The 12,354-nt window shown below is 37.0% G+C and carries 7 protein-coding genes; all 7 read left to right on the top strand.

Annotated features, from left to right (window positions below):
• Positions 1–47: 47 nt before the first annotated feature.
• The 7 genes from IGI58_RS03150 to IGI58_RS03120 all read left to right on the top strand — a co-directional run bounded on the left by IGI58_RS03150 (position 48) and on the right by IGI58_RS03120 (position 12,206).
• On the top strand, positions 48–1,265 hold the full coding sequence (locus tag IGI58_RS03150; RefSeq protein WP_087641095.1) for an ABC transporter ATP-binding protein: 1,218 nt from the start codon (positions 48–50) through the stop codon (positions 1,263–1,265).
• Positions 1,255–4,398 carry a glycosyltransferase gene (locus IGI58_RS03145; protein ID WP_429954485.1) on the top strand — a complete coding sequence of 1,048 codons (3,144 nt, stop codon included), beginning with the start codon at positions 1,255–1,257 and terminating at the stop codon, positions 4,396–4,398. The genes IGI58_RS03150 and IGI58_RS03145 overlap by 11 nt, the downstream gene beginning before the upstream one ends.
• Before the next feature lie 105 nt (positions 4,399–4,503).
• Positions 4,504–6,648 carry a glycosyltransferase family 2 protein gene (locus tag IGI58_RS03140; protein ID WP_429954486.1) on the top strand — a complete coding sequence of 715 codons (2,145 nt, stop codon included), beginning with the start codon at positions 4,504–4,506 and terminating at the stop codon, positions 6,646–6,648.
• A gap of 42 nt (positions 6,649–6,690) precedes the next feature.
• Positions 6,691–8,652 (top strand): DUF7657 domain-containing protein, encoded by a 1,962-nt coding sequence (locus IGI58_RS03135; RefSeq protein WP_429954487.1) that lies wholly within the window; start codon positions 6,691–6,693, stop codon positions 8,650–8,652.
• Positions 8,653–8,681: 29 nt separating this feature from the next.
• Positions 8,682–9,836 carry an EpaQ family protein gene (locus tag IGI58_RS03130; protein ID WP_429954488.1) on the top strand — a complete coding sequence of 385 codons (1,155 nt, stop codon included), beginning with the start codon at positions 8,682–8,684 and terminating at the stop codon, positions 9,834–9,836.
• 136 nt (positions 9,837–9,972) lie between these two features.
• Positions 9,973–11,367 carry a sugar transferase gene (locus tag IGI58_RS03125; protein WP_429954489.1) on the top strand — a complete coding sequence of 465 codons (1,395 nt, stop codon included), beginning with the start codon at positions 9,973–9,975 and terminating at the stop codon, positions 11,365–11,367.
• Between the two features lie 14 nt (positions 11,368–11,381).
• Positions 11,382–12,206: a glycosyltransferase gene (locus tag IGI58_RS03120; RefSeq protein WP_429954490.1), complete on the top strand. Its 825-nt coding sequence runs from the start codon at positions 11,382–11,384 to the stop codon at positions 12,204–12,206.
• The last annotated feature ends 148 nt before the right edge of the window (positions 12,207–12,354 follow it).

Raw genomic sequence — 12,354 nt, 5'->3', positions numbered from 1 at the left:
TTACTGAGACGGAAGATTCGGACAGGTAAGTACAAGGAGAGTAAATCATGGCAGAGTATGCAATCGATATACAAAATATTACAAAAACATATAATATGTACAAAAAGCCGTCAGATCGGTTTAAAGAAGCACTTAATCCGCTTAAAAAGAGCTATCACGACCTTTTTTATGCATTGAAAGATGTAACGATGCAAATCGAAAAAGGAGAAATGATCGGATTTGTTGGTGAAAATGGTTCAGGTAAATCAACGATTCTGAAAATTATCACAGGCGTGTTGACACCGACTTCTGGAACAATGAAAATCGATGGAAAAATTTCAGCATTGCTAGAATTAGGTTCAGGCTTTAATCCTGAATATTCCGGATATGAAAATATCTTTTTAAACGGGATGGTCCTTGGATTCTCGCGAGAAGAAATGGAAGAACGAGTAGATGATGTGATCCAATTCGCAGATATCGGTGATCATCTGTATCAGCCAGTCAAAACATACTCAAGCGGGATGTTTGTCCGTTTAGCGTTCGCGGTAGCGATCAATGTCGATCCAGATATTTTGATCGTAGATGAGGCGCTTGCTGTTGGTGACTTGGAGTTTCAGCTGAAATGTATGGAGAAGTTCACTGAAATCAAAAATTCTGGTAAAACGATTTTATTCGTGTCTCATGATGTCAATTCGATCCGCCGTTTTTGTGACCGGACTTTTTGGCTGAAGAATGGTGAGATAGTTGAGTCTGGTGATACGATGGATGTCACGACGAATTACGAAAACTTCTTAAAGAAAAAATCGATCAAAACGGTCGATCGGGAAAAAACGATCCAAAATGAAGAAACGGTTCCAGATATCATCGAGATCGAGAAAGCAACTTTATTGAATAGCGCGTTAGAGCCTTTAGATATCGTTACTCAAGATGAAAAAGTGATATTGAAGATCGAATATACCGTCAAAAACGATACGATCAAGTCACCTGTCTGCGGTGTTGCGATTCGAACTGTAGATAACAACTATGTTTGCGGACTAAATACCTTACTGGATGAAATCAAGATCCCTTGGAAGAAAGGTAAAAATGTTTTTTATTTAGAATATGGCAAAATGTCACTTTTAACGGGAGAATATTATTTTGATATTGCTTTCTTTGAAGAACACGCTACAGTACCTTTGGTTTATAAAACGAAATACCTGAACATGTTTATTAGCGGTCGCTATGCAGGCGAAGGCATTGTCATTTTAGATCATGAATGGAAGGATACTATTAAAGATGAAGTATGATTTTGAGATGGAAGTGGATGAGAGTACCAGTGTTGGTAAAATCGTCGCCCAAATAAAAGAAAATAGTAATGTTTTAGAGTTTGGACCAGGAAATGGCCGAATGACGAAATATTTAATGGAAGAAAAGCATTGTTCAGTTTCGATCGTTGAGCTGGACAAAGAGCTTTTCGACCATGTAAGTGAATTTGCGACTGACGGATTTTACGGCAACATCGACGAAGAGGCTTGGATAAACTATTTTGAAGGACAAACCTTTGATTATATTATCTTTGCGGACGTTCTTGAACATTTGATGGACCCAAAAAGTGCGTTGAAGAAAGTGAAACCTTTCTTGAGCGAGGAAGGTCAAATTCTGATTACCTTCCCTAACTTGGCGCATAATTCTGTCCTGATCGACCTATTCAATAATAAATTAGATTGGCGTGAAACAGGTCTATTGGACGCCACCCACAAGTCTTTCTTTGTTCAAAGCGGCTTTGAAAAAGTCTTTGAAGAGGTAGGCTTATTTATCGTTAAAGAAGACTTTACGATCAATCAAGTCGGTTATAATGAACTTGATTCGACCTATGAAGACTTACCGGTGGAGGCACGAGCGGCTTTTAAAGCTCGTCCATTCGGCGAAGTATATCAGTATTTCTATGCACTTAGTGCAAAAGCGGTAGATAATCCCATTCGAATCATTCCGGAAAACTCAAGCTATAGTAAAAATATCCATTTTTTATATGATTGTGGTGAAGAAGAACAAACAGAGTTTGACATTCAAATAAACAATGTCACAGGTGAAAATAAAACATTCACGATCGATATTCCTAAAAATATTAAACTGTTGAAAATTTTTCCAAGCATGACAGGAGCTGTTGTCGATATTTCAATGACTTCGTCTGATGTGGAAATCAAACCAAGTGCAACGAATGCCGTTTATGTGAAAGAAAATCGCTACTTCTTTTCAGATGATCAAGTACCAGTAATGGAGATCGACGATAAAACAATCTCAGGTAAGCCAATGATGCTTAGTTTTGATTACCGATATGAAGGTGAATTTTCTGAGATCGTTCATGAGCTGATCGATTACGCAATTGAAAAAAGAGATGAACAAAATGAATTAAAAAATAAGAAGTCGATGGTGCGTGGAAAACAAATGAGTAAATATAAAAAAGTGTCGATCAGCAAATTTGATTCGTTCGTTTCATTGAACATCGATGATATCGTTCGGCACGTTGAAGAAAAAAAGACGGTCATTCGTGGCTGGGCTTATTCTAGAGAAGATAAACTGCCTGTTACTTTTGAAGTGACGGCTGAATCAGCGATTGAATATGCTGTGACGACAGAATATCGTCGTGATGTGATCGATATGTTTGAATTAAAAGGAGATCAGGATTACGGTTTTGAGATCGAGGTCAAAGATCCGGAAGATCAGCCAACATATATTTTAAATGTTGCTGCCAATAATGGCCGAAAATTACAGTATCGTTTAGAAAAACCGAACATGGTACAACCGGGCGGAAAAGTTCAACGTGCATTACGTTCGATCCAAACAAGAGGATTAGTTGGATCAATGAAATGGTACTTCAAACGTCAAGAACAATTAGAAACACCTGTCGATGCAACGGCTATTTTAGAAGAAATCAAAACATTTACTTATCAGCCAAAAATCTCAGTAGCTGTGCCAGTTTATAATGTAGAAGAAAAATGGTTGGATGCCTGTGTTTCTTCTCTTCAAAACCAATATTATGAGAATTGGGAACTTTGTTTAGCTGATGATGCGTCCCCAAGTGCTTATATCAAACCATTACTAAAAAAATATGCGGATGCAGATGATCGAATCAAAGTGATCTACCGTGAAGAAAATGGCCATATCTCTGAAGCAACCAATTCAGCATTGACGATCGCAACGGGTGAATATATCGGCTTTATGGATAATGATGATGAACTTGCGCCGCAAGCATTATATGAAGTAGTCAAAGCGCTGAATGAAGATCAAACGATCGATTTCATTTATACTGATGAAGACAAAGTTACTGAAAGCGGCAAACGTTTCAATGCTTTTTACAAATCTAAATGGAACCCTGAATTGATTTTGAATCATAATTACATTACTCATTTTGTGGTAGTCAAACGTTCAGTTTTAGAAAAAACTGGCGGACTAAATACAGAATTTAATGGTGCACAAGATTATGATTTCGTGTTACGTGCAACAGAAAATGCAGAGAATATCGCACATATTCCAGGGATGATGTACCATTGGCGTGCGATCGAATCGTCAACGGCCTTGAATCCTGAAAGTAAAGGGTATGCCTATGTTGCTGGTCAAAAAGCTCTGCAAGCGGCGATGGACCGCCGTGGGATCAAAGCCAACGTTGAGATCGCCGAGTTTTATGGCTCATATAAGGTCAATTATACGTATGAAACTGTACCAAAAGTTTCAGTGATCATTACAAATGACACAGCAGATATCAATGATTATCTGAAAAAAATTCTTGAAAAAACAATTTACGAGAATTACGAAATCATCTTACCGGAAGCCTTAAAGTCAAGCGTTCAGTCAACAAGCAATAAACTTGTTTATCATGAAGGGCAAACAAGAGATGCTTTGATCAAAGCAAGCTCAGGTGAATACATTGTTCTTTTAGATGCAGGTCTTGTCCCAACTAAAAGTAACTGGCTGCTTGAAATGATGAATATGGCACAGCAACCGTCTTCAGGTATCGTCATGGGTCGAATCGTCGATTATCGCTATCGAATCGAAAATGTAGGGATGTCGATCGATTTAGAGAAAAAACGTCTACAGTATCCAGAAGAAGGAACGCCAGGTAAGAGCTTAGGTTATTACTACCGAATCGCATTACCTAGAAATATCCAGGCAGCATCAGAAAGATGTATGGTGTTTAGAAAGTCAGATTACCTTGCTGTTTCAGGAATCGATGAAGGATTAGGTAAAGATCTGATGGGAACAGACTTATCCTTGCAATTTGCCAATAAACTAGATAAAACGATCATTTACTGTTCATATGCTATTTTTAAGGCAGATGAAAAAATCAAGAGTCTTGATAAAAAAGGCAACTTCAAAGAGTTAGCAAGCAAATGGTCTGAAGCAGAAATGATGGACAAATATAGAAATCCTAAGCGATTATAGAATCGTATTTCAAGTATAAAGATAACGACAGCTATTATTTATTTTAAGGGCAGCAGCCCAAAAGATAATAGCTGTCAAACCTTTAAATTATAAGGAGAACAAATCATGAGCGATGAGATCAAAGTCATTATTGATAGTATCTATCGAGAGAAACAAACCAATAATTTAACGATCACCGGTTGGGCTTTGGATACGAAAACAAATACCAGTCCGGAAATTTCGGTTATCAATCAAGAGCAGGTCACTTCTTACGATATCAAGCGCGTACTGAGAGAAGATGTAAACCAGATTTATGAAACGGATCCGTCTGTTTTAGCTGGATTTGAGATCAAACTAGAAGGCTTATTAAAGAAAGATAAGCTGGAAATTTGTTTTACATCAAATGAAGATAAAACAAAGTATTCTCAATGGATCGATTTAGGAAAGAAACATCCATTGATTCCTGGAACAGAAGACAAGATGGCTCGATTGATGATCAATGTACATAAAGGAATCAGTTATCTAAAAAGAAATGGTCTAAAAGGCACGATCCAGCGTGTGAAGATCGAAAAAATCCGCAGACAGTCCTCATATCCTAGCTGGTTGGAGCGAAACGAGCAGTTTGATTTTGATCAAATCAAGGAGGAAATCGCAGCTTTTGATTATCAGCCGAAAATTTCGATTGCGATGCCCGTTTACAATGTTGAGGAAAAGTGGCTGCGTCGTTGTATTGATTCGATTTTGATTCAAGATTATACGAATTGGGAATTGTGTATGGCAGATGACGCTTCTACTGAACCTAAAGTCAAAGAGCTTTTGACAGAATATCAGGAATCAGATGAACGGATCAAAGTCTTTTTTAGACAAAAAAATGGACATATTTCAGAAGCAACGAATTCTGCACTTGAGCTTGCAACAGGTGAGTTTGTCGCTCTTTTAGATAATGATGATGAGTTACCTAGAATTGCTTTTTATGAAGTGGTCAAAGCACTGAACGAAAATCCGGAGCTTGATTTGCTCTATAGTGATGAAGACAAGATCGATATGGAAGGCAATCGCTCAGATCCGTCATTTAAACCGGACTGGTCACCGGATCTACTGTTAGGAACAAATTATATTTCTCATTTAGGTGTATACCGCAGAACGATACTCGAAGAAATTGGCGGCTTCAGAAAAGGCTATGAAGGATCTCAGGATTATGATTTAGTCCTTCGTTTTACCGAAAAAACATCAGCTGACCGAATCAAACATATTCCAAAGGTTCTTTACCATTGGCGGATGCTGCCGACATCAACTGCGGTCGATCAGTCCACAAAAGGGTATGCTTTTGAAGCTGGCTTGAAAGCCGTCCTGGATGCCTTGACGCGTCGCGGTATCAAGGGACATGCAAAGCATGGTCGTGCCAATGGCTTGTATGATGTTTATTATGACATTGAAACTCAAGAGCTAGTTTCGATCATTATTCCTACTAAAAATGGGTATAATGACGTCAAACGTTGTGTCACTTCGATCATCGAAAAAACGACCTATAAAAATTATGAGATCATTATTGCAGATAATGGCAGCACAGATGAGAAGATGAAGGAACTTTACGCGTCATTTGAAGAAACGCTTCAAGAACGTTTTCGAGTGACGACAATCGACATTCCGTTCAATTTCTCTAAGATCAACAATATTGCTGCTAAAGATGCTAAAGGGAAATATCTATTATTCCTAAATAACGATACAGAAGTGATCAATGCAGACTGGCTGACTTTGATGGTTTCATTTGGACAGTTGGAACGTGTCGGCTGTGTTGGTGCAAAACTGCTATATCCAAACAATACGATCCAGCATGCTGGAGTTATTTTAGGACTTGGCGGAATCGCAGGGCATGGACATTATGGATATCCTCACGGAGATTTAGGTTACTTTGGAAAATTAGCGTTGAATGTTGACTATTTAGCAGTGACGGCAGCTTGCTTATTAATGAAAAAAAGCGATTTTGATGCTGTTTCAGGTTTTGACGAAGATTTTACTGTTGCATTCAACGATGTAGACTTATGTTTAAAAGTCAAAGAGCTTGGCCGTGATAATGTTTGGCTTCATGAAGCGGAACTCTATCATTTTGAATCTCAAACTAGAGGCTATGACGATAAAGGGAAAAAGAAAAAACGATTTGAACAGGAAAAAGCAATGATGGAGCAAAAATGGGCGGGGTTGATCGACAATGATCCGTTTTATAATCCAAACTTGACTAGAGAGATCCCAAATTTTTCTTATCGAAATTAGTGCAATAAAAAGTGAGTTATGACTAGGAAATGGAGTTAGAAAATGGAGATACATCAAGCAAAACATAAGCAAAATAGTACGATCAAACAAGGGGTCCAAACTGCACTTGATCAAATCATCAGAGCACGATTCATCATTGCATTGCTCGTATTCATTTTGATGCTGGTTTTCAAAATCCATGGCAGTTCGTTGGCGATGTGGGACCAATATGTTTCAGATTACGCTAAAGATGGCAACAGTGAAAGTGTGATATTAGGAGAACCAAGGCCCATTCGATCAGATGAATGGATGGTGCAAACCCCTTACAGCTTATCACAAACACAAACAGGATTAAAAAATCACAATGAAGTGATCACAGTAGATGGGCAAGATATGGTCATCGGTTATAATTCACCTGCATTGAATTTAGCTACATTGGCAAAACCGTTTACTTGGGGCTATGTTCTTTTAGGGAAAGAGCGGGGATTGTCTTGGTATTGGGGATTAAAACTGATCGGATTGATGCTGCTGTCTTTTGAAATGGGCTTGATTTTGACTAAGCGTAATAAGTATCTGGCTTTATTGACCAGTGTCTGGCTTCCATTTTCAGCAGCAATTCAATGGTGGTTTGTTTCCCCAGTCGGAGATTTGGTTTTCTTTACTTTTGGATTTTTAGTAGGTATGTATAATTATTTCTATGCGCATGAAAAAAAATGGGCGCGTTTATTGTGTGCTATACTAGCTGCATTATGTGCCTCCGGATTTATTTTAGTCTTGTATCCGGCTCTTCAAGTGCCTTTCGGTTATTTGATCTTATTATTTTTACTTGGCTTTTTCTTCGAATTTCGTAAGAAAGTAAAATTAGATAAATTTGACGGTCTGTTTATTAGTTTAGCTGTAGTGATGACAGGAATTATCGTTGGTGTCTCACTTGTTACATCATGGGATTCGTTGATGCGGGTGATGCATACGATCTATCCGGGGAACCGAGTGAGTCTTGGTGGTGACTTTGCTAAAAAGGATCTATTTAACTTTCTAGTCAATTGGAAAATGTCATTTAAAGATGTCGTTTATGAAAACAACTCTGAATTAAGTAGTTTTTATCACTTCTTCTTCGTTATTTTATTCGTCTCACCTTGGGTATTTTACAAAAAAATCAAAGAAAACTTATACGGCTTTTTGCTATTTGTTTTCTGTTTATTCAATATAGTTTGGATGAGCCTACGTTTTCCAACAATTCTTGCTAAAATCACGATGTATTCTTATGTTCCAGAAGAAAGAGCAAATCTAGCGTTTGGCTTTGCAGCGATTTTATTGAGTATTTGGTTTATTCAATACGTATGGGAACAGAAAAAACTAGCATTTAAATGGCAAGTACCGATCATTGTAATTAATCTAGGTTTGTATTTCTTTTCACTCTACAAGGGAAATCTAGGATTGTATTTAAGCCGGATGGATATTATTTGGACGCTTCTAGTTGCAGGTCTATTGATCGTTTTATTATTGAATCAGCGAAAATACCTTTTTTCTTTAGTATTGCTTGCTGCAGTATTAGTTGGAGGGACGACAGTCAATCCAGTCAGCAAAGGGGTTAGTCCTGTTTACGATAAACAAATTGCTCAGAAAGTGATGGCGATCGAAAAAGAAGATCCAGGGCAATTGTGGGCTGGAGAGCGGATGATGCATGCTTTCTTACCTATGCTAGGAGTTCATAATTTTAATGGAACAGCTTTTACCCCCAATTTGGATTCATGGAAACCACTTGATCCTAATGGAAAATATGAAAAGGTTTATAATCGTTACTCTCACATTTACGTTGAAATCAGCACAGAAAAACCTCAATTTGAATTACTTCATGCAGATGCATTCAAAGTACGATTGAGCTTGGAAGATTTGATGAAATACAACATTCGTTATCTAGTCACCTACGAAACGATCGATGAATTAGCTACAGAAAAAATCCAAGTGAAACAATTATACGGACCAGATACAAATAATGCGTATATTTATAAAGTGAGTTATTGACCACATACGCTTATTGAAAGGATGTCAAGATGGATAAAATCTTAAATAGAATAAGTAACCTAATTCTATTGGTTACGATTGCTGGTTCTTACTTAATGTGGGTCGTTGGGATCAGCACACCTACAACTGGCTGGATTTATACTAATAGTGTCTATCTATTATCAGCAGCCATTGCATTGGTTCTTTTACTGAGAATAAAATCACTAACGAAAGCAGATTGGATATTGATAATATTAGCTGTAGTGATTTTTGTATTTTATACATTGACGTCTTCTATGAGGCATAGTAATCGGTTTATCAATGCATCGATCCCTTTGATTATTTTACTACTACTTTGCTTTAAAAAAACGAAGTTCACTAAGATCGATTTAGGTCTGTTGGCTGGTATTTCCGGGACGGCGCTGTTTGTGACGATTTATAGAATGTATGTCGAGCTGCCTAAATTGATCGATCCTGCATTGATTTGGAAAAATGACAATAAGCTAGAAGCGATTTGGATCAATACAAATACGATCGGTATGACGATTTTCTTGTCAGTGATGATGTTGACGGTCATTATCAAGTCATTTAACATCGGCTATTTTAAATTATTGGTCATTCCAGTATACGCTGCCGGACTTTTAGGTGTTTGGGTATGTCAGTCGAAAGCTTCTCTAGGTGCGTTGATTTTCTTTATTTTAGTCGACAATATCGTTCCTAAGAAACTATTAAAAAATAACTATCTGCTGCTTGCTGGTTTTGCACTATTTTTTGTAGCAGGTCCATTCATTTTTTATCAGTTTGCTGAGTCGGATGCGATGAATTTATTCACTGGTAGAGAAAATATTTGGGCTGAATTTTTTGAAAAATGGTTTTCCAACACTCAAAATATGCTCATAGGGATGGAACCTTTTACGGCTTCATGGAAATCGCTGGGAACTCATAATAGCTTTATCTATACCTTAAGCAATTATGGCATTATCGGCTATGCATTGATTTTTAGCGTGCTGCTTTACTTATTAGCGACTAATGTATTCGCTAAAACAAAACTTTCTGCACTTCAAGTGAGTTTGTTTTTAGCCTTTTTAGCGATTTGTATCCAAGCAACGATGGAAGATACCTTGCTTGCAAACTACTGGTTGCCGATCGTGTACTCCTTTGTTGGGCTTGCACTGCAGAAAAGTGAAGAAAAAACAGTAAAGTAACGGAATCGATTCGATAAATCCTCCCTAGAACGTGGGAGAGGTTATTGTTTTTTTTAGCCCCATTGTGGTAACATGAAACGGAAAGTTTTTATCAGTAAAAAATAGGTTAAATGTTTATTCAGGAAGGAAGGTAAAAATGACAACTAAAAGTGAATGGAATAATGCAAAGCGAATTGCGATTATTATTATTGACGTGCTTGTCTTTAATTTTTCGGTATTGGTTGGATTTTGGATTAAATTTGGATCTAACATTCCTTCATATAATTTTGTATCCTATGAGAAATCTGCTATCTATATTTCGCTGTTTTTTATCTTTTTAAATATGCTATTAGGTGCGTATGTGTTCTATAATCGAACGATCAATGATATTGTTTTTGTCACCGTGATCGGTCAGTTCTTGACGATTTTGTTTATCATGACGATCACATTTGCAGGTCGTTGGTTCACATTTCCAAGATCGGTCCTTGTGTATACTTTTATCGTCGGTATTATATTGTTGAGCCTGTGGCGGATTCTAGTTTATTTCTTATATTTAAAAGTCAGCTCGATCAAAAAAGTCGTGATTATAGGAACCGAGGAAAGTGTTGTTTCTGCAGCACAGAACTTTATCAGTCATAAAAATAAAAAGCATCAGGTGACCAAAGTGATCGTTGATCATTATTATGAAAATTTGGTCAAACAGCTTGATGAAATCGATATCGTTTATATTTCTAGCCATATCGATGAGAACGAAAAATTTAAAATCTATAAACTCGTAACAAAAGCGGAAAAGAAGCTATTTTTAAATACCAGCTTTGAAAATCTAATTATGTTAAAACCGAACATGATGAATTTTGAAGATGAAAGTATCATTGAGGTGTCTGATTTTAGAATCAAAGGAGAAGACAACTTCATGAAGCGTCTATTTGATATCATTCTTTCATTTGTGTTGTTAGTTATTGCTTCTCCTTTGATGCTGATTGCAGCGATCTTAGTGAAAGCAACATCTCCTGGTCCTGTGATCTACAAGCAAACAAGAATCACATTGGATCAAAAAGAATTTCCGATTTTAAAATTTAGAACAATGTCTGCAACAGCAGAAGCTAAATCTGGTCCAGTTTTATCAACCAGTAATGATGCTCGTGTAACAGCTGTTGGTAAATACTTACGAGCGTTAAGGATCGACGAGCTGCCTCAATTGATCAATGTGATCAGAGGAGATATGGCGATTGTCGGCCCAAGACCAGAAAGACCCTTTTTTGTGGATCAATTCAATAGTGAGAATCCTCAGTATTACTTAAGACACAATGTCAGAGCCGGAATCACTGGATATGCACAGGTGTATGGAAAATATGCATCAGATTATAATAGTAAATTAAATTTTGATCTATTGTATATCAAAAACTATTCATTACTGCTGGATCTGAAAATCTTGTTGCAAACGATCAAGATTCTATTTGATAAAGTTTCTTCTCAAGGTGTAGAAGAGGTTGAACGCAGTACAAAAGATCTGTCATTCTTAAGTGAAAATAAAATTGAGCTATTTAAATAAAGTGAGTGAATAAAATGCAAACTATACCTGTTAGCGTGTTGATGTCTGTCTACAAGAAAGAAAAACCGGAATATTTTACCCAAACGATGGAAAGTACGCTTGCTCAATCCATTCAGCCGGATGAGATTCTTTTGGTCGAAGATGGACCTTTGACAGATGAATTATATGAGCAGATCCAGCATTACCGTGATCGCTTAGCTGGTCAATTGACTGTCATTTCGCTAGAGAAAAATCAAGGTTTGGGCACAGCATTAGCGATTGGTGTGAAGAACTGCCGCAATGACTTGATTGCTCGAATGGATACGGATGATATCATGGCCAATACTCGATTAGAAATACAATATAATACTTTTTTGAAAAACAGCGAATTAGCTATCATAGGTTCAAATATCATTGAATTTGAAGATACGATCGAAAATGAGCTGGCAAGAAAGAACATGCCTCTAACGAACGAAGAGATTCGCCAGTTTTCCAAAAAAAGAAATCCCTTTAATCATATGACTGTTATGTATAAAAAAGAAGCGGTCATCGCTGTCGGGAATTATCTTCCTTTACAAGGATTTGAAGATTATTACTTGTGGGTCAGATTATTAAAAGCTGGTTATGAAGGTCAGAATTTACCAGAGTTTTTAGTTTACGCACGTACAGGAAATGATATGTATAATCGTCGTGGCGGCCTAAAATACTTGATGCCTGGTCTAAAAGCAAGAAAGAGGATCTACCAAGAAGGACTAGGCAGCTTTACTGATTTCGTTTCAGTATCAGCTATCCATGTCGTTATTTGTTTAATGCCTGTTAGTTTGAGAGGTAAAATCTATTCAAAAGCATTACGTAGTTAGCTAGAATTAATAGAAATGATCTGTTTAAGGAGGAATTAGTTTGATAGAAATTGATAAAAAAATTAGAAACAAACATCTGTTTAACCTATTGTTGATTTTTATGTTCCTCTTTTTCAGTATAATTTATATGTATATCATGAAAAACAAC

The organism is Enterococcus sp. AZ020 (genome assembly GCF_050499205.1).
GTDB lineage: Bacteria > Bacillota > Bacilli > Lactobacillales > Enterococcaceae > Enterococcus_L > Enterococcus_L dunnyi.
Note: the sequence above shows the minus strand (reverse complement) of the source record. Positions and strands in the feature narration are given on the sequence as shown.